Below are 17,316 nucleotides of genomic sequence, written 5' to 3'. Positions count from 1 at the left end.
GACGGCGCCCCGGCGCACCACGAGGGCCTCGCGAGGGTGCGCCACCAGGCTCCTCCTGGAGCGGGCGGCGCCCGGCTCAGCCCGCGTCCTCCAGGCGGAAGCCGACCTTCAGGCCCACTTGGTAGTGCTGGATCTCCCCGTTCTCGATGTGGCCGCGCACCTGCGTGACCTCGAACCAGTCCAGGCCGCGCAGCGTCTGCGAGGCGCGGCTGATCCCGTTGCGGATGGCCTGGTCGACGCCCTCGGGGGAGGTGCCGACGATCTCCGTGACCCGGTAGGTGTGGTCGGACATGAGGGAGGTTCTCCTCTCCGCGGCGGTGCGGGTGCCTCCACGGTAGTGCCGCGCGCGGGCGGGGGCCTCCTGACGGCCGGGACGGACGGGGTCACTGGCGCGAGAGGCGCTCTTGACAGAAAAGCCGCGCGTGGGGCCGATGTGCCGCGAACCCTTGACCGGATGGCTGGTCCGTACCAAAATCCCGCATACCCGTTCGAGCGCCGCTCTTCCCCACGTCGGGTCCCCTTCCCCCATGCTGTTCCCCGGCAGAAAGTGACCGACGTGACCACGCGCCACAGACGTATCGCCCTCTCCCTCACCCTGTCCTGCGCCGCCACCGCCCTGCTGGCCGGCTGCGACGCCCTGCCCGGCGGGGACGACAAGACCACGGTCACGGTCTGGCTGATGCGCGGCAGCGCCACGGACGCCTTCGTCGAGCGCTTCACCGACGGCTTCGAGAAGCAGCACGACGACATCGACCTCGACATCCGCATCCACCCGTGGACCGGCATCGGCCCCAAGGTGCAGAAGGCCCTCAAGCGCGACGACGGCCCCGACGTCATCGAGGTCGGCAACACCCAGGTCGCCCAGTACGTCGACGGGGGCGGCCTGGAGGACCTCACCCTGGAGTCCGCGCGCGACCTCGGCATGGACGACTGGCTGCCCGGCCTCGCCGAGCCCGGGCGCTACCGGGGCGCCCAGTACGGGGTGCCGTGGTACGCGGCCAACCGCGTCGTCCTCTACAACAAGGACCTGTTCGCCCAGGCAGGCATCAAGCAGCCGCCGAAGACCCGCGAACAGTGGCTCGCCGCGACGCAGCGCCTCAACACCGGCGGTAACCAGGGCATCTACCTCGCCGGCCAGGACTGGTACACACTGTCCGGGTTCATCTGGGACGAGGGCGGCGACCTGGCCAAGGAGAAGGACGGCATGTGGAAGGGCGCCCTCGACTCCCCGGCGGCGCTGCGCGGCATGGAGTTCTACCAGCGGCTCCAGGAGCTCGGCAACGGGCCGGAGGACGCGGACGAGGAACACCCGCCGCAGGCCGGGGTGTTCGCCAAGGGCGACGTCGCGCAGATGATCGCGGTGCCCGGCACCGCCCGCGCCATCGAGGCGAAGAACCCCCGCCTCAAGGGGAAGATCGGCTACTTCCCGGTCCCCGGCAAGACCGCCCGCAAGCCGGGCGCGGTCTTCACCGGCGGCTCCGACCTCGTCGTGCGTGAGGGCACGAAGGACCGCAAGGCGGCCGTCGAGGTCGTCCGGGCCCTCGCGGGCGACAAGTGGCAGAAGGACCTGGCGCGGACGATGAACTACGTGCCGAACAAGACGACGCTCGCGCCCGCCGTCTCCGGCAACCCGGCCGTGGCCGCGATGGCGGCCGGCGCCGCGCGCGGCCGGGCGACACCCGCCTCGCCCCGCTGGGCCCTGGTCGAGGCCGACAACCCCATCAAGGCGTACATGACGAAGGTGCTCACCGGTGGCGACCCCGCCGCCGAGGCCAAGGCCGCCTCGCGCCGCATCACCGAGACCCTGGACGACCACGGCCGCTGAGCCGCGGGGCGGGGGCCCGCCGGTGGCGGGCCCCCGCGGTGCGCACCGGGCCGGGTCTCAGGACGCCGTGCTCAGGGACAGCGCGAACCGGCCGCGCTCGTCCGTCCACCACTGCGTCAGTTCGAGACCGGCCGCGGCCAGTTCGCCACGGACGCCGTCCTCGCGGAACTTGGCGGACACCTCCGTCCGCAGGTCCTCGCCGCGGTCGAAGTGGACCGCGAGGTCCAGCGCCGGGATCTTCACCGTCTGCGCGAGGCGGGACCGCAGCCGCATCTCGATCCACTCCCGGTCCCGGTCCCAGACCGCGACGTGGGCGAACGCCTCGGGGTCGAAGTCCGCGCCCAGCTCGCGGTTCACGACCCGCAGCACGTTCTTGTTGAACGCCGCCGTCACCCCGGCCGCGTCGTCGTACGCGGACACCAGCACCGAGGCGTCCTTGACCAGGTCCGTGCCGAGGAGCAGCGCGTCGCCGGGGGACAGCAGGCCGCGCACCGAGGTGAGGAACGCGGCGCGCTCGGCGGGCAGCAGGTTGCCGACGGTGCCGCCGAGGAACGCCACCAGGCGCGGCCCCGGCGTCTTCGGCAGTGCCAGGCCCCGGGTGAAGTCGGCGACCAGCGCGTGCACGCGCAGCCCCGGGCGGTCCGCGAGCAGCGAGTTCGCCGCGCCGGTCAGCGCCGACTCGCTGACGTCCACCGGCACGTACGTGTCCAGGTCCGGCAGCGCGTCGAGGAGGTGGCGGGTCTTGTCGGAGGAGCCGGAGCCCAGCTCGATCAGGGTCCGCGCGCCGGTGACCTCGGCTATCCGGGCCGCCCTGGCGACGAGGATCTCCCGCTCGGCGCGCGTCGGGTAGTACTCGGGCAGCGTGGTGATCTCGTCGAACAGGACGCTGCCGCGCGCGTCGTAGAACCACTTCGGCGGCAGCGTCTTCGGGGTACGGGTCAGGCCGTGCAGGACGTCGGCGCGCAGCGCGGCGCCGGTGGCGTCCTCGGGCAGGGTGCGGGTCAGCGAGAACGGGCTCACGCGGGTGGCTCCTTGAGCGGGGTGAGGAGAACGTCGGTGCGGTCGGCGACCAGCAGGGCGCGGTCGGGCGCCGCGCGCCAGCGCGGGTCGTCGTCGTAGGGCTCGGAGGCCACCACGGTGCGGCGGCCCGGCCCGGTCAGGTACCAGAGGGTGTCGCCCCAGGCGGTGGCGGCGATGCTGTCGCCGTCGGTGAGCAGGAAGTTGAGCCGGGAGCCCGGCGCCGCCGCGGCGACGTCCTGGACGACGTCCACGAGCGCCTGGCCGGGGCTCTCGCCGCGCGTGAGGCGGGCCAGGACCAGCCGCCACACCAGGGCCGAGTCGCAGCGCGCCTCCAGCGCGAGCAGGTCGGCGGGCGGCAGCGCCCCGGCGAGGTCCGCCAGCGAGCCGGGCCAGCCCGTGACGGCGCCGTTGTGGCTGAACAGCCAGCGGCCCTGGGCGAACGGCGCCGCCGCGGCCTCCCCGTCCGCGCCCGCCGCGGTGGCGTCGCGCACGGCGGCGAGCACCGCACGGGAGCACACCACGCGGGCGAGGTCCGCGAACGACAGGTCGGCCCAGATCGGCCCGGCCCTGCGGTAGCGGGCGGGCACCGGGTCGCCGTCGGCGTACCAGCCCACGCCGAAGCCGTCGGCGTTGACGGTGCCGTACCGCTGTCTGCGGGGCGCCCACGACTGCCGGAACAGGCTGTGCGGGGGCGCCACGAGCAGCGTGCCGAGCGGCTCGGGGTCGCCCACGTAGGCGAAGTGACGGCACATCAGGCGCGCCCCGCCGCCGACTCGGCGGGCGTGACGTCGCGCGCCGTGCGGAAGCCGGAGAAGATCTGCCGCCGCACCGGGTGGTCCCAGTTGCGGAAGGTGCCCCGGCAGGCGACGGCGTCCACGGAGAAGGCGCCGCCGCGCAGCACCTTGTAGTCGCCGCCGAAGAACACCTCGGAGTACTCGCGGTAGGGGAAGGCGACGAACCCCGGGTAGGGCAGGAAGTCGCTCGCCGTCCACTCCCACACGTCGCCCATCAACTGGCGTATCCCGAGCGGTGAGGCGCCCCGCGGATAGCTGCCCGCGGGCGCCGGGCGCAGATGGCGCTGGCCCAGGTTCGCGTGCCGGGGCGTGGGGTCCTCGTCGCCCCACGGGTAGCGGGCCGAGCGGTCCTCGCCGGGCCGGTGGCGCGCGGCCTTCTCCCACTCGGCCTCCGTGGGCAGGCGCCGCCCCGCCCAGCGCGCGTACGCGTCGGCCTCGTACCAGCTCACGTGCACCACCGGCTCGTCGGCGGGCACCGGCTCGACGTGGCCGAAGCGCCGCCGCAGCCACTGCCCGCCCTCACGGCGCCAGAACAGCGGGGCCGTGACGCCGTGGGCGCGCACCATCTCCCAGCCGCGCTCGTGCCACCAGCGCGGCTCGTCGTAGCCGCCGTCGTCGACGAAGCGCTGGTACGCGCCGTTCGTCACCGGCGTGGCGTCCAGGAAGAACGGCGCCACTTGGCGCCGGTGGGCCGGGCGCTCATTGTCCAGCGCCCACGGCTCGGTGGACGTGCCCATCGTGAACGGGCCGCCGGGTACCAGGACCTCCGCCGGACCGTCGTACGCCGGGACGGGCTCCGGGTCCGGCGCGGTGAGCGCCGGGGCGCCCTTGCGGAGCTGATGGGTGATCAGCATGGTCTCGTCGTGCTGCTGTTCGTGCTGGGCGATCATCCCGAAGGCGAACCCGGCGTCGGTGAGGCCGCCGCGGCCGTGTTCCCCGTCGTACGCGAACGGCGTGCCCGGGGTGAACGGGGTGGTCTCCAGCACGTCGAGCGCCCGGCCGCGCACCTCGGCGGCGTAGCGGCGGGCCTCCTCGGGCGGCAGCAGCGGCAGGGAGGGCCGGGTGGCGCGCGGGTGCTCGAAGGCGTCGTACAGGGAGTCGATCTCGGGCCGCAGCGCGTCACGGCCGCCGACCGCGCGCAGCAGCCACTGCTCCTCCTGGTTGCCTATGTGGGCGAGGTCCCACACCAGCGGCGACATCAGCGGCGAGTGCTGCGCGGTCAGGTCGGCGTCCTCGACGCAGGAGGTGAGCAGCGCGGTGCGCTCCCGCGCGGCGACCAGCGCGGCCCGCGCCCGCCGCCGCAGCGCCTCGGGGTCGGCGGCCACTTGGTGCGGCTCGGGCTGGTGCGGGGTGCGGGGCGTTCCGCCCGGGGCGCGGGGTGTGCCGCCCGGGGTGCGGGCCGCCTCGTGCGGGGTTCGGGCCGTGGAGCCGGTCGTCACAGTACGTCCTTCCCGGGGGTGAGCGCCCCTCGTGCGTCGAGTGCGTCGAGCAGGTCGTCGGCGGGGCAGCGCCCGCGCGCCACGTACCGGTCGGCGTGCGCGGCGACCGCGGCCGTCACCTCGGGGGAGGCGCCGATCCGGGGCAGCGCGTCCAGGGCGGCGGTGAAGCACGCCTGCGCCGCCTCGCGCAGCTCCGGGTCCGTCAGGCCGTGGCGCGCCGCGTCCCGCCAGAGTCCGTTGTGCGGCGCCGGTGCCGCTCCGGCCCGCTCGGCCAGCGGCTTGACGGTGCGGTACGCGGTCTCGGAGGCCTGCGCGTCGTCGAACAGCGCGGTCGTCAGCGCGAGCGGCACCACCCAGCCGTCCTCGCCGGGCTGCGCGTCGACCATGCGCAGCTCCAGGTGCCCGCGCGGCCTGACCGGCGGGAACAGCGTGGTCAGGTGGTAGGCGAGGTCGGCGCGGGTCGGCGGCCGGGGCAGCCCCGAGCGCACCCAGGAGCGGAAGCTCAGCCCCTGGGGCACCAGCCACGGCGTCCCGTCCGGCGCGTCGGCGGCGCCGACAGCCTCCGCGGTCTCCGCAGGTTCCGCGGCCTCCGCGGTCTCCGCGCTCCCGGTGGTCTCCGCGGTCTCGGCGCCCGGCGTACGGACGCACATCACCGGCGCGTCCAGGGCGTGCCGGGCCCAGGCCGCCCGCGGCTCGTCGTCGAGCGCGGGCGCGCCCGACCTGCCGGGGTCGATGCCCGCCCAGACGGCCTGCCGCGTGGAGCGCCAGCCGGTGGCGCGGCCGTCCTGCACCGGCGAGTTGGCGAACGCCGCCACCAGGACCGGCCCCAGCAGGTGCGCGAGCCGCCAGCGGCGCGCGAAGCCGAGCGGGCCCGGCTCCTCGTACCCGGCGTCCAGGCAGATCTGCACGGACGCGGTGGAGCACATCATGCGCCGTCCGGCCTCGCCCGCGCGGTCGAACCACGACTCCATGGCGTCGTAGCGCGGCTCGCGCAGTACGCGCGTGGGGGCGCGCCAGGGGTCGGCGCCGAGGCCGGTGAGGGTCAGACCCAGGGGGTGCAGAGCGTCACGGACGAGGGCCACATCGGCGGCGACGGCGGAGACGCAGTCCGTGAGCGAGGGGGCGGGCAGCGAGCTGAGCTCGAGCTGACCGCCGGGTTCCACGGTGACCGCCGAGTGCGGTGCTCGGGTCCGCAGCACCGCGCGGGCGGCCTCGACGCGGGCGGACGTGACGGGAAGACGCGGGGAACGCCGGTCGTGGACGAGCCACTCCAGCTCGACACCCACAGTGGCGGGCGGCCCGGTCTTGAAGCAGATGCCGCGCACCAGGGCCTCGACCTCGGCCTCGGTCACGGCGTCACCGGGGGGCGCGTGACGGTGCGTACAGTCTCCCTCTGGCATGCCGGGAACCTCCTGTTCCGGGACGGCGGGGACATGGCCCGGCGGCGGCCGGGCCCGGACGGCGCCGACGGACAGCGCTCGTAACAGCCAAGACCGTCACGGTATTTCGCACAAGACGGCCGCCGGTGGCCGGGAAATGCCGTTGCGGTGAACGGCAGGCGCGCCCCACCATCTGTTCATGCACTACACGGGGGACTTCTTCCGACACAGCACCGCCCTGCGCTTCCCGCGCAGGATGGCCGAAACAGCACACCTGACACAGGGGGACCGATGAGCGCCCGGCTGCGCGGCATCGCGCAGGAGACGGCGGCGATCGTCGCCGCGGGCGGCTATACCGCCCCGGACGGGCGGTACGTCCGCCTCGCCGACCAGGTCGCCGCCGCCCGCGCCGGCACCCGGGTCCACGGCCCCGGGCCGGTCGCCGTGGAGCCGCGCGCCGCGGGCCCGACGCGCGTCGAGGTCACGGGCGAGTCCAGCCTGGAGGCGGCCCGCCGCCTGGACGCCGCGGGCGCGGACCCGGTGGCCGTGCTGAACTTCGCCTCCGCCCGCAACCCGGGCGGCGGCTTCCTCAACGGCGCCCAGGCCCAGGAGGAGGCGCTCTGCCGCGCCTCCGCGCTGTACGCCTGCCTGCTGGAGGCGCGGGCGTTCTACGACCACCACCGCGCCGAGCGCGACCCGTTCTACAGCGACCGCGTCGTCCACAGCCCGGCCGTGCCCGTCTTCCGCGACGACCGCGGCGCGCTCCTCGACACCCCGTACGCGGCCGGGTTCCTCACCTCGCCCGCGCCGAACGCCGGGGTGATCCGGCGGCGAACCCCCGAGCGGGCCGCCGAGGTGCCCGGGGTCCTCGCCGTCCGGGCCGAGCGCGTCCTGGAGACGGCCGAGGCCTGCGGCTACCGCCGCCTGGTGCTCGGCGCCTGGGGCTGCGGGGTCTTCCAAAACGACCCGGCGCAGGTCGCGGAGGCCTTCCGGGCGCTGCTCGGTCCGGGCGGACGGTTCGCGGGGCACTTCGCGCACGTGGTGTTCGGTGTCCTGGACCACACGAAGGGCGCGACGACGCGCGGGGCCTTCGAGAAGGCGTTCGCGTAGGCGCGGCGAGGCGAGGGCACGGGGGCGGGGTGCCGGCTTCCGGGGTGCTCGGGGGGAGTGGGGGAGGGGCGTCAGCTCCCGGGGTGCTCGGGGGAGCGGGGGAGGGGTGTCAGCTCCCGGGGTGCTCGATCCGGTACTGCTCCGCCAGCTCGTCGAAGAGCCCGTCCGCCGCCTCACCCAGCGTGACCGGATGCGCCTCGCCCACGAACGCCCGTACGCGGTCGGCCACGTCCGCGGCCTTCGCCGCGCTCGCGAAGATGCCGAGCACCAGCGCGTCGTCGCCGAGGGTGAGGCCCCACGGCACCTCGCAGGGCCCGTCGTGGTCCTCGACCGGGCACAACAGCCGCGCGACGGGCTCCTGGAGCGCGAGCGCCGTGTCCGTGTCGGCGCATCCGTGGATGTGGATCTCGTAGAGCTGCACGGACCGGACGGTAGACGGCGCTCCCGCGCGGCGCACCGCAATTTCCCGCCCCCCCGGCCCGCCCCCGCGCCGGGCCCCGCCCCGGTCAGGGCGCCGCCGACGTGCCCGCCAGCGGTTCGGGCCAGTACCGGTGCCAGCGCCGGTCGTCCTCCAACTGCGCCGCGAGCGAGATGAGCAGGGGCTCGCCGCCCTCGGGGCCCAGGAGCTGGGCGCCGACGGGCAGGCCGCCTGCGACGCGGCCCGCGGGCACGTTCACGCCCGGCCAGCCGAGCACGTTCCACGGCCACGCGTACGGGCACGCCGCGATCATCGCCTGGTCGGTCCGCCAGCCGCTCAGCTTCGCGAGCGTCCCGACGGGCGGCGGCGGGGTCGCCGTGGTGGGCGCGAGCACCACGTCGTACGTGTCGAAGACGGCGCCGACGCGGCGGGCCAGGGTCGCCTCCGCCCGGCGCGACAGGCGCAGCGGCGCCCCGCCGAGCAGCCGGCCGAGGCGCGCGGCCTCCTTGGTGCGCGGGTCCAGGAGCGAGGGGTCGGGCACCTGGCGCACCCAGTCGGCGATGCCCGCCGTGGCCCGGGGGACGAAGGCCAGGCCGATCTGCCCGTAGCGGGGGTCGGCCTCCTCCACGTCGTGCCCGAGCGCGGCCAGGCGGTTGGCGAGGTCGACCACCTTCGTCCGCACCAGCGGGTGCAGCCGCTTGGGCGTGCCCGTGAACGGCGTGCGCAGCGAGAGCGCGATCCGCAGCTTGCCCGGTTCGCGCGTGGCGGCCTCGGCGGCGCGGATCGCGGGCGGCCGGTGCGGGTCGTCCTCGTGGTTGCCGCTGGCCGCGTCGAGCAGCAGCGCGGCGTCGGCGACCGTGCGGGCGAGCGGGCCGTTCACGGTGATGCCGTTGAACGCCTCCGGCCACGGCCACGTGGAGATGCGCCCGCGCTGCGGCTTGATGCCGACGAGGTGCGTCCAGGCGGCCGGGATCCGTACCGAACCCGCCCCGTCCGAGCCGAGCGCCGCCGGTACGAGGCCCGCGGCGACGGCCGCGGCGGAACCGCCCGACGAACCGCCCGGCGTGTGCCCGGTGTTCCACGGGTTGCGGGTGTCGCCGAAGGCGGGGCCCTCGGTGAACGGCCACTGCCCCAGCTCGGACGTGTTGGTCTTGCCGACGATCACCGCGCCCGCCGCCCGCAGCCTGCGCACCGCCTCCGCGTCCCGCGCCTTGGGCGGGAAGTCGCCGGGGCAGCCGAACGCCGTGGGCTCGCCCGCCACGTCGGTGTCGTCCTTCACCGCCACGGGCACCCCGAGCAGCGGCGCGCGGACGCCCGCCGCCAACTGCCGGTCGGCGGCGTCCGCCTCGGCGAGCGCCGCCTCGGCGCGCACCACGCGGAAGGCGTTCAGGACGGGCTGCGTCGCCAGGATCCGGGCGAGCGCCCGCTCGGTCAGCTCCCGCGCGGACACCTCACCGGCGGCAAGCGCACGAACGGCCTCCGCGAGGCCTTCGGAACGGTCGGCGGTCATCTTGCGGCACCTTCACTTCGCATACGTCGAACGGCGGACGGTGGTGGGTGGCGGTGGTGGGTGGCGGTCGGTCGGCGGGTGGTGGGCGGCGAACGGTGGTGAGTGGTGGGCGGCGGCAGCGGGCGGCGGGCAGCGGACGGCGGCAGCGGGCGCACCGGAGCACTTCGGCGTACCGACGCCCCGGGGGCGCGGGTACGGGGCTCGCACCGAACCCCGTGCGCTCCCGCGCGGGCCGCCGCACCGGACCGCGTGCGAGGCGCCCCCACCGAGCCGCGGGGACGTCGCCCCGGACGGCGCAGGGCCGCGCGCCACCGTCGTCACTTACCGCACGGTAGCTTCCGGTGGGGCAACGCGGTATCGATTGGCGGGAGTTCGCCTCCGTCCGCCGCGCGCGGGGCCGCGCTGTGGCGGCGCGCGTACGCGGCGTGTGCCGCCTCCGCCGGGCCGCGCGTGCGCGGGTACCGGCGCGTATGACATCCCGCGCCACCAGCCACGACGGTGTGCGCGGCCGTGCCCCGTCCCCTGCCCGGCAGCGCCCCCGCGCCCGCCTGGGTGCGCCCCGGGGCGGTCTGGAAGGATTGCCCCCGTCATGGTGCAGATACCGAAGCAGCAGCCCGCGCCGGATCCGGCGCCGGACGCGCCGAGCCCGCCATCCGACCCCGAACAGCGGGACGCCCCGCACCCCGTGCCGCACTCCGTTCCGACCAGTGCCGACGTCGCCCGCCTCGCGGGCGTCTCCCGCGCGACCGTCAGCTACGTCCTGAACAACACCAGTGCCGTGCGCATCAGCGAGCCCACGCGCCGCCGCGTCCTTGAGGCCGCCAAGGAACTCGGGTACGTCCCGCACGCCGCCGCCCGCAGCCTGCGCGCCGGGCACACCCGCATGGTGCTCATGCCCACGCCGCAGATCCCCGTGGGCCCGCTCTTCAGCCAGTTCTTCAGTGAGTTGCAGTGGGCGCTCAGCCGGTTCGACTACACCGTCGTGCAGTACGGCAGCCTCGGCCTGACCGGTGAGGAGGCCGCGCGCGCCTGGGCCGAGCTGCGGCCGGTGGCGGTCCTCGCGCCCGACGCGACCGCGCTCGGCGCCCGCGGCGTGGCCGTGCTCAAGCGCTCCGGCGCCAAGGCGGTCTTCACGCTCGGCCCCCAGCGCGCCGAGGGCGCGCACGCGCTGCTCATGGACCAGCGCCTGGTCGGCCGCAGCGCCGCGGAGCACCTGCTGGCACGCGGCCGCCGCCGCATAGGGGTCGTGGTGCCCGAGGAACCGGGCCTTGAGCCCTTCGCCCGGCCGCGCCTGGACGGGGCCCGCGCCGCCGTGCGCGGGGCGGGCGCCGCCGAGGTGACCGAGCTGCCCCTCGGCTACGGCGAGGCCTCCGCCGCCCGGCTCGCCGCCCGCTGGCGGCTGCTCGGCCTCGACGCCGTGTACGCGTACAACGACGAGTACGCGATGCTGCTGATGCGTGCCCTCCAGGACGCGGGCATACGGGTCCCGGACGAGACCGCCGTCGTCGGCGCCGACGACCTGATGCTGGGGCGGCTGCTGCGGCCGCGCCTGAGCAGTGTGCGCATCGAACTGCCGTCGGGGCGCGGCCTCGCGGAACTCGTCCACCGCGTGGTGCGGGAGCCGGGGACCCGGCCCGAGGTGCACGACGTGCTCGGCGTGAGCGTGGTGCACCGCGAGTCGAGCTGACCCCGGCCCGCCGGGGCCCTACGCCTGGCCCTGCTCCTTGGCCTGCTGCTCCGCGACCGACTTGCGGACCTCGTCCATGTCCAGCTTGCGGGCCTGCCCGATCACGTCCTCCAGGGCGGCCTCCGGCAGCGCGCCCGGCTGCGCGAACACCGCCACCTGGTCGCGGACGATCATCAGCGTGGGGATCGACTGGATGCCGAACGCGGCGGCCAGCTCGGGCTGCGCCTCCGTGTCCACCTTGCCGAAGACCAGGTCCGGGTTGTCCTCCGCGGCCTTCTCGTACACCGGTGCGAACTGGCGGCACGGCCCGCACCAGGACGCCCAGAAGTCGATCAGCACGAAGTCGTTCTCCGTCATCGTCTGGTCGAAGTTTTCCTTCGTGAGCTCCACGGTCGTGCTCATGATGAGTCTCTCTTCCTGATGTGGGCGAAGCCGTCCCGCACAACAGCCGCGACGGCGGCAGTATTCCGCGCGCGTACCCATGTGGCCTCGGCGCACACCTGGCCCCAGACTGTCCCCATGACGCCAACCTCGAACGCCACGGCCGCCTCATCCACCACGGACACCCGCACCTACGACGTCGTGGTCCTCGGGGCCGGACCGGTGGGGGAGAACGTCGCCGACCGGGTCCGCGCCGCGGGCCTCAGCGCGGCGATCGTGGAGAGCGAACTCGTCGGCGGCGAGTGCTCGTACTGGGCCTGCATGCCCAGCAAGGCGCTGCTGCGCCCCGTCGTGGCCCGCGCCGACGCCCGCCGCGTGCCCGGCCTGCGCCACCTCGTCGAGGGCCCCTTGGACGCGGCCGCCGTCCTCGCGCACCGCGACGACTACGCCTCCCACTGGAAGGACGACGGCCAGGCGGGCTGGCTGGACTCGATCGGCGTGGACCTGTTCCGCGGCGTGGGCCGCCTCGCGGGCGCCCGCCGGGTGACCGTCACCGCCCCCGACGGCACCGTACGGGAGCTGGCGGCCCGGCACGCCGTCGCCGTCTGCACCGGCAGCCGCGCCGTCGTCCCCGACCTGCCCGGCGCCGCCGACGCCAAGCCGTGGACCAGCCGCGAGGCGACCAGCGCCGACCACGTGCCCGAGCGGCTGATCGTGGTCGGCGGCGGCGTGGTCGGCGTCGAGATGGCCACGGCCTGGCAGGCCCTCGGCTCCCACGTGACCCTGCTGGTGCGCGGGGCGGTGCTGCCCAAGATGGAGCCCTTCGCCGGGGAACTCGTCGCCGACGCGCTGCGCGAGGCGGGCGCGGAGGTGCGCACGGACACCTCCGTGACGGCGGTGCACCGGCAGAACGGCACCGTCACCGTCGAACTCGACGGCGGCGACCGGATCGGCGCCGACGAGATCCTCTTCGCCACCGGCCGCGCCCCGCGCACCGACGACCTCGGCCTGGACACCGTCGGCCTGGAACCGGGCGCCTGGCTGTCCGTGGACGAGAGCTGCCGGGTGGCCGGCAGCGACTGGCTGTACGCCGTCGGCGACGTGAACCGCCGCGCGCTCCTGACCCACCAGGGCAAGTACCAGGCGCGCATCGCGGGCGCCGCCATCGCCGCCCGCGCGCAGGGCGTGCCCCTCCTGGAGAGCGACCGCTGGGGCGCCCACAGCGCCACCGCCGACCACGACGCGGTCCCCCAGGTCGTCTTCACCGACCCGGAGGTGGCGTCGGCGGGCCTGACCCTCGCCGCCGCCGAGGCCGCGGGCCGCCGCGTCCGCGCCGTCGACTACGACCTCGCGAACGTGGCCGGGTCCGGCCTGTACGCCGACGGCTACCGGGGCCGCGCCCGCATGGTCGTCGACCTGGACCGGGAGGTCGTGCTCGGCGTCACCTTCGCCGGGCCCGGCGTCGGCGAGCTCCTGCACTCCGCCACGGTCGCCGTCGCGGGCGAGGTGCCGATCGACCGCCTGTGGCACGCGGTCCCGGCGTACCCGACCATCAGCGAGGTGTGGCTGCGCCTGCTGGAGACGTACCGGGGGTGAACACCCGCCGCGGGAAGGCCTGATGGCGCCGCCACCGGGCCTCCCTCCGCGCCGCCCGCGCGGATAGGGTGGCCTGCCGGGGCGGCGGCGCCCCGGCGCGGGACTGCGAGGAGAGCGGGGGGCACGGTGGATCCCATTTCGCTGGGCGTGGTGACGGCGACCCTGGCGGCGGTGGGCTCCGGGATGGCCAACGAGGCGGGCAAGCAGCTCTACACCCTCGTCGGCGGCCTGTTCGGGGCCGGCACCCGCGCCCCGGACCGGACCGCGGGACTCACCGCCCTCGCCCCCGAACTCGCCGAGGCCGCCCGCCGCGACCCCGTGGTGGCCGCCCGCCTCGCCGGCCTCGGCCGCCTCGCGGAGCTGTCGCTCCCCGGCCCCGCGACCCTGACGGTCGCCCAACCGCCCCCGCCGGTACGGACGTTCGTCGACCGCCAGGAGCCGCTGCGGCGCCTGCGCCGCGAAGCGGCCCGCAGACACGACGGACGCCCCCGCCGGGTCCTGCTGCACGGCCCCGAGGGCGTCGGCACCACCGGCCTCGCCGTGCAGTTCGGCGCGGGGGAGGAGCACCGCTTCCCCGACGGACGGCTGTACGTCGACCTCGCCTCCGGGCCCGGCGGCGCGCCCCTCGACGCCGAGGCCGCCCTGCGCACGGCCCTGACCGGGCTCGGCGTCGCCGACCCGGACGTCCCGCCGGGGCCGCGGGAGCGGGCCGCGCTGTTCGCCCGCCTCCTCGCCGGACGCCGGCTCCTCGTCATCCTCGACCACGCCCACTCCGCCGCCCAGGTCGGCCCCCTCCTCGCGGCGTCCCCCGGCGTCCTCACCCTGGTCGTCGCCCACCGGCGCCTGACCGGCCTCGACGCCGAGACCGTCGAGGTCGCGCCGCTCACCCGCCGTCACGCCCGGGAGCTGCTCACCAGGGCGGCGGGCAAGGAGGCCGTGGACCGGCTCGGCCCGGCGCTCCCGGCCACGCTGTCCCGGTGCGCCGGATCCCCCTACGCCCTGTGGGCCACCGCAGCGCACCTCGCCGACGGCGGCCGCGACCCCGCGAGGACGCCCGTGCCCGCTGCCCCGCACCCCGACGACGCACTGCTCGACGGCCTCTACGACGGCCTGGAGCCGGACCTGGCCCGCGTCTACCGGCGCGGCGCGCTGTGGCCCTGGCACGCGGTGACCGCGGGCCCGGTGGCCGCCGCGGCCGGACTCGACGAGACCACCGCGGCGGCCCTCCTGGACCGCCTCGTCGAGCGCAGGCTCCTGGACCAGCCGGAGGCGGGCCGCTACCGCTACCGGCCCTCCGTACGCCGCCACGCCGAGCGGACCGCCGGGCGCGAGGACGGCGTCGCGGGCTGCGCCCGGGCCGTGGAGCGCACCCTCCAGTGGTACCTGCGCTTCGCCGTGGCGGCCGACCTGGACGCGCTGCCGCAGCGCTGGCACCTGGGAGCGGCCTACGCCCGCGCCACCCCGGGCACGTACCCGGACCCGGGCGCGGCCCTCGCCGCGCTGCTCGCCGAGCGCGGCAACCTCGTCCAGGCGGTCCTCGCCGCCCGGGAGTACGGCTTCGGCGACATGGCCTGCTCGCTGGCGGAGGCGCTGTGGACCGTCCAGCTCAAGGCCGGCCACCACGAGGAGCTGCTGCCCGCGCTGCGGGCCGCGGCACAGGCCGCCGACACGGTCTGCCCGGGCACCCGGATGGCGGGGCGCCTGCACACCTACCTGGCCTCCGCCCTCATCGAGACGCTCGCCTTCGACGAGGCCGAGCGCGAGGCCGCCGCGGCCCTGGAGGCCGAGCGCCGGGCGGGGCACCTGCGCGGCCAGGCCACGGCGGTGGAGACCCTCGGCCGCGTCCGGCTCGCGCGGTGGGCGTTCCGGGAGGCCGACGAACTGTTCGTGGAGGCCGGGCGCATCGCCGACCGCATCGGCCCCGGCGACGACGGCTTCGCGGACCTGCCGCGCGTCCGCGCCCTCCTGGAGCGCTTCCGCGGCCGGGCCCAGCGGGGCATCGCCCTGCGCGAGAACCTGCCCCTGGACGAGGCGGAGGGGCGGCTGCGGGAGGCGATGCGCTTCTTCGACGCCACCGGCGAGGCGTACAACGGCGCCCGCGCCCGCACCGACCTCGCCGAGCTGTACGTCCTCAGCGGCCGCCGCGAGGCCGCCCTGCCGCTCATCGACCGGGCCCTGGAGGCGCTGACCCGGGAGAACGCCCACCAGCACGTGGCGTACCTGCGGGCGCTGCGGGACGGACAGGCCAGCGGCCCGCCGGAGCCGCGGGACTGACCCGCCGGGCCCGTCGGCGAGACGGGACCTGGCCTGCCTGCGCGGCGCGTCCGGTGGCCACGTCAGCGGGGTCCCGGGCCGCCGGGGCCGACCGGGGTCACGGAGACGGCGTGCGCCGTGCCGCCCGTCCACACGGTCAGGCCGCCGGCCAGCTCGTCCGCGCCCTTCCCGGACGCCAGCCAGGCGAACAGCGCCGACGCGCAGGCGGCCGGGTCCACGTCCCGCGCCCCGCCGGCCAGGACCAGCACCTGCCCGTCGCGGGTGCGTACGGTGCACTCGCCCGGGCCGGTGACGTAGGCGGCGAGGCCGCAGTGCGGGTACCGGCCGAGGACCTCCGCCGCCCAGGCGGCGGGCGGCCCGAGCCGCGGGTCGTCGGCGGCCCCCTCGCGCACGATCACGTCGGCGACGGTCAGCAGCGCCGGGTCCAGGGTGTCCTCGTGCACCGCCGTGTGGGCCGCGCCCTCCGCGTCCGGCTCGTCGCGGGGGTCGGCGTACCGGGCCACCGCCACCTCCGCCGCGCCGCGCAGCCGGGTCAGGACCCGTACGGGCGCGGTGCGCGCGGGCGGCTCGTACGGCGGCAGCGGCAACGGCTCAAGGAGGGCGGGCGCCGTCGGCTCCGGTATCCCCATCAGGCCGTAGAAGGCGCGCCGCAGCAGCTCCGCCGAGCGCCCCGGGGCGGACGACGTCAGCTCCGCGGGGCCGGGCACGGGGACGTGCCGCGCCACCGCCGCGTCGAGCTGCGGGCGCAGCGGCCGGTACGGGTTGAGCCGCGGCGCGGCCCGTACGAACGCGGCGAGCGGCGAGTCCGCGCCGAGGACCCGCTCCCCGGCCGCGCCGAGCAGCACCGGCGTACCGAGGGCGGCGCTGTAGTACGACACCGACCCGAAGTCGCCGAGGGTGACGTCGGCGGCGACCAGGGCCTGCCGCCAGCCCGCCAGCGGGTCGACGAGCGTGAGCCCGCCCCGGCGCGCCCGGTCCAGCCACATCCTGACCTGGCCGGGGCCGTGCCCGTACCAGATGTTCGGGTGCAGCACGGCGGCGACGCGGTACTCGTCGGCGGGCAGCTCGGCCGTGAGGCGCGGCAGCAGCGCGGGCAGCACGTCGCCGTCCCGGTCCGGCCTGTCGCCGTCGCCGCCGTCCCCGAACAGCGACTCCGGGTTCCAGGTGGAGTTCAGCAGGACGAGGCGCTGGCCGCGCCGCACCCCCAGGGCGCGGCGGTACCGCTCACGGTGGTGCCGGGCGGCGAGCAGCCGGTCGTAGCAGGGGTCCCCGGCGAGCACGGCCGACGGCACGGCCTCGGGGCAGACGGCACGCAGCCGCTCGACCTGCTCGGGGTGCGACAGGACGAGGGCGTCCACGAACGGGGCGCCGTCCGCGAGCAGCCACTGGGGCGACAGCCCGAACACCGGCTCCGGGGCACCCAGGGCCTGACCGGGCCTGACCGGGCCTGACCGGGCCTGACCGGGCCTGGTCAGCCTCTTATTGTAGCCGACGCCGTGCGACAGCACGGCCAACCGCCCCGCGTAGCGCGGCAGTTGACCGCCGAAGCTGGCGGCGACGGCCAGGTCCACCGGGGTGCGCAGCGCCTGGTCCCAGGGCAGGACGGGGACCCCGACGTCCCGCAGCAGCTCCGCGACCCCGGCCCGGTACGGCGAGGAGCCGGTGCAGGTGGCGAGGAGCTGTACGCGCAGGTCGTCGCGGAACAGCGGCAGGACGTCAAGGAGCCGGGTGGCGGACGTGACGTTGTGGACGATCAGCAGCACACGACGGCACCGCCCCCGCGTCGCCCACCGCCCGGCGTCCTCACCGACCGGTACGCGAAGCCACTCCCCGCGCGCCTGCCGTTCCTGCCCCTCTTGCCGCTTCTGCCACGCCTGCTGCTC

At 76.4% G+C, this 17,316-nt stretch carries 14 protein-coding genes; 5 read left to right on the top strand and 9 right to left on the bottom strand.

Annotated features, from left to right (window positions below):
- Window positions 1–76: 76 nt before the first annotated feature.
- Entirely contained in the window at window positions 77–292 is a 216-nt protein-coding gene (locus IE330_RS09450; protein WP_190135444.1) for a dodecin, read from the bottom strand.
- A gap of 264 nt (window positions 293–556) precedes the next feature.
- On the opposite strand from IE330_RS09450, the gene IE330_RS09445 reads away from it, so the two are divergent.
- Complete coding sequence (locus tag IE330_RS09445; protein WP_373314600.1) at window positions 557–1,825, top strand: extracellular solute-binding protein; 1,269 nt, start codon at window positions 557–559, stop codon at window positions 1,823–1,825.
- A gap of 57 nt (window positions 1,826–1,882) precedes the next feature.
- On the opposite strand, the gene egtD is transcribed toward IE330_RS09445, so the two are convergent.
- The 4 genes from egtD to egtA all read right to left on the bottom strand — a co-directional run bounded on the left by egtD (window position 1,883) and on the right by egtA (window position 6,478).
- Window positions 1,883–2,845 carry an L-histidine N(alpha)-methyltransferase gene (gene egtD, locus IE330_RS09440; protein WP_190135442.1) on the bottom strand — a complete coding sequence of 321 codons (963 nt, stop codon included), beginning with the start codon at window positions 2,843–2,845 and terminating at the stop codon, window positions 1,883–1,885.
- Entirely contained in the window at window positions 2,842–3,597 is a 756-nt protein-coding gene (gene egtC / locus IE330_RS09435; protein WP_190135441.1) for an ergothioneine biosynthesis protein EgtC, read from the bottom strand. Before egtC ends, egtD begins: the two co-directional genes overlap by 4 nt.
- The gene (egtB, locus tag IE330_RS09430) at window positions 3,597–4,964 is read right to left on the bottom strand and encodes an ergothioneine biosynthesis protein EgtB (protein ID WP_229925511.1); all 1,368 of its coding nucleotides are present in this window, start codon (window positions 4,962–4,964) and stop codon (window positions 3,597–3,599) included. The genes egtC and egtB overlap by 1 nt, the downstream gene beginning before the upstream one ends.
- Window positions 4,965–5,074: 110 nt before the next feature.
- Window positions 5,075–6,478: an ergothioneine biosynthesis glutamate--cysteine ligase EgtA gene (gene egtA / locus IE330_RS09425; protein ID WP_190135439.1), complete on the bottom strand. Its 1,404-nt coding sequence runs from the start codon at window positions 6,476–6,478 to the stop codon at window positions 5,075–5,077.
- Window positions 6,479–6,748: 270 nt separating this feature from the next.
- On the opposite strand from egtA, the gene IE330_RS09420 reads away from it, so the two are divergent.
- Entirely contained in the window at window positions 6,749–7,567 is an 819-nt protein-coding gene (locus tag IE330_RS09420) for a TIGR02452 family protein (protein ID WP_190135438.1), read from the top strand.
- Between the two features lie 109 nt (window positions 7,568–7,676).
- Here IE330_RS09420 and IE330_RS09415 read toward each other — a convergent pair whose 3' ends face one another.
- Both IE330_RS09415 and IE330_RS09410 read right to left on the bottom strand, forming a co-directional pair.
- On the bottom strand, window positions 7,677–7,988 hold the full coding sequence (locus IE330_RS09415) for a hypothetical protein (protein ID WP_190135437.1): 312 nt from the start codon (window positions 7,986–7,988) through the stop codon (window positions 7,677–7,679).
- Between the two features lie 85 nt (window positions 7,989–8,073).
- A complete protein-coding gene (locus IE330_RS09410) occupies window positions 8,074–9,495 on the bottom strand; it encodes an amidase (RefSeq protein WP_190135436.1) in 1,422 nt (473 codons plus the stop codon).
- A 589-nt stretch (window positions 9,496–10,084) separates the two neighbouring features.
- Here IE330_RS09410 and IE330_RS09405 point away from each other — a divergent pair.
- Window positions 10,085–11,182 carry a LacI family DNA-binding transcriptional regulator gene (locus tag IE330_RS09405; RefSeq protein ID WP_190135435.1) on the top strand — a complete coding sequence of 366 codons (1,098 nt, stop codon included), beginning with the start codon at window positions 10,085–10,087 and terminating at the stop codon, window positions 11,180–11,182.
- 18 nt (window positions 11,183–11,200) lie between these two features.
- Here IE330_RS09405 and trxA read toward each other — a convergent pair whose 3' ends face one another.
- On the bottom strand, window positions 11,201–11,584 hold the full coding sequence (trxA, locus tag IE330_RS09400; protein WP_190135434.1) for a thioredoxin: 384 nt from the start codon (window positions 11,582–11,584) through the stop codon (window positions 11,201–11,203).
- Window positions 11,585–11,701: 117 nt separating this feature from the next.
- On the opposite strand from trxA, the gene IE330_RS09395 reads away from it, so the two are divergent.
- Entirely contained in the window at window positions 11,702–13,159 is a 1,458-nt protein-coding gene (locus tag IE330_RS09395) for a dihydrolipoyl dehydrogenase family protein (protein WP_190135433.1), read from the top strand.
- Between the two features lie 126 nt (window positions 13,160–13,285).
- Window positions 13,286–15,433 carry a tetratricopeptide repeat protein gene (locus tag IE330_RS39640; protein ID WP_190135432.1) on the top strand — a complete coding sequence of 716 codons (2,148 nt, stop codon included), beginning with the start codon at window positions 13,286–13,288 and terminating at the stop codon, window positions 15,431–15,433.
- A gap of 62 nt (window positions 15,434–15,495) precedes the next feature.
- Here the strand turns inward: IE330_RS39640 and IE330_RS09385 are convergent, their stop codons facing one another.
- Window positions 15,496–17,196 (bottom strand): hypothetical protein, encoded by a 1,701-nt coding sequence (locus tag IE330_RS09385; RefSeq protein WP_308438993.1) that lies wholly within the window; start codon window positions 17,194–17,196, stop codon window positions 15,496–15,498.
- Window positions 17,197–17,316: the final 120 nt, after the last annotated feature.

Origin of the sequence: Streptomyces longispororuber, assembly GCF_014656095.1 — a bacterium.
GTDB classification, from domain to species: domain Bacteria; phylum Actinomycetota; class Actinomycetes; order Streptomycetales; family Streptomycetaceae; genus Streptomyces; species Streptomyces longispororuber.
The sequence above is the reverse complement of the archived record's forward strand: the minus strand, read 5'-3'. Positions and strand labels throughout refer to the sequence as shown.

What these genes read in the sequence shown, in the direction of transcription:
- IE330_RS09450 (WP_190135444.1), bottom strand. Translation starts at nt 292, where the DNA reads ATGTCCGACCACACCTACCGGGTCACGGAGATCGTCGGCACCTCCCCC.
- egtC (WP_190135441.1), bottom strand. Translation starts at nt 3,597, where the DNA reads ATGTGCCGTCACTTCGCCTACGTGGGCGACCCCGAGCCGCTCGGCACG.
- egtA (WP_190135439.1), bottom strand. Translation starts at nt 6,478, where the DNA reads ATGCCAGAGGGAGACTGTACGCACCGTCACGCGCCCCCCGGTGACGCC.
- IE330_RS09420 (WP_190135438.1), top strand. Translation starts at nt 6,749, where the DNA reads ATGAGCGCCCGGCTGCGCGGCATCGCGCAGGAGACGGCGGCGATCGTC.
- IE330_RS09410 (WP_190135436.1), bottom strand. Translation starts at nt 9,495, where the DNA reads ATGACCGCCGACCGTTCCGAAGGCCTCGCGGAGGCCGTTCGTGCGCTT.
- IE330_RS09405 (WP_190135435.1), top strand. Translation starts at nt 10,085, where the DNA reads ATGGTGCAGATACCGAAGCAGCAGCCCGCGCCGGATCCGGCGCCGGAC.
- trxA (WP_190135434.1), bottom strand. Translation starts at nt 11,584, where the DNA reads ATGAGCACGACCGTGGAGCTCACGAAGGAAAACTTCGACCAGACGATG.
- IE330_RS09395 (WP_190135433.1), top strand. Translation starts at nt 11,702, where the DNA reads ATGACGCCAACCTCGAACGCCACGGCCGCCTCATCCACCACGGACACC.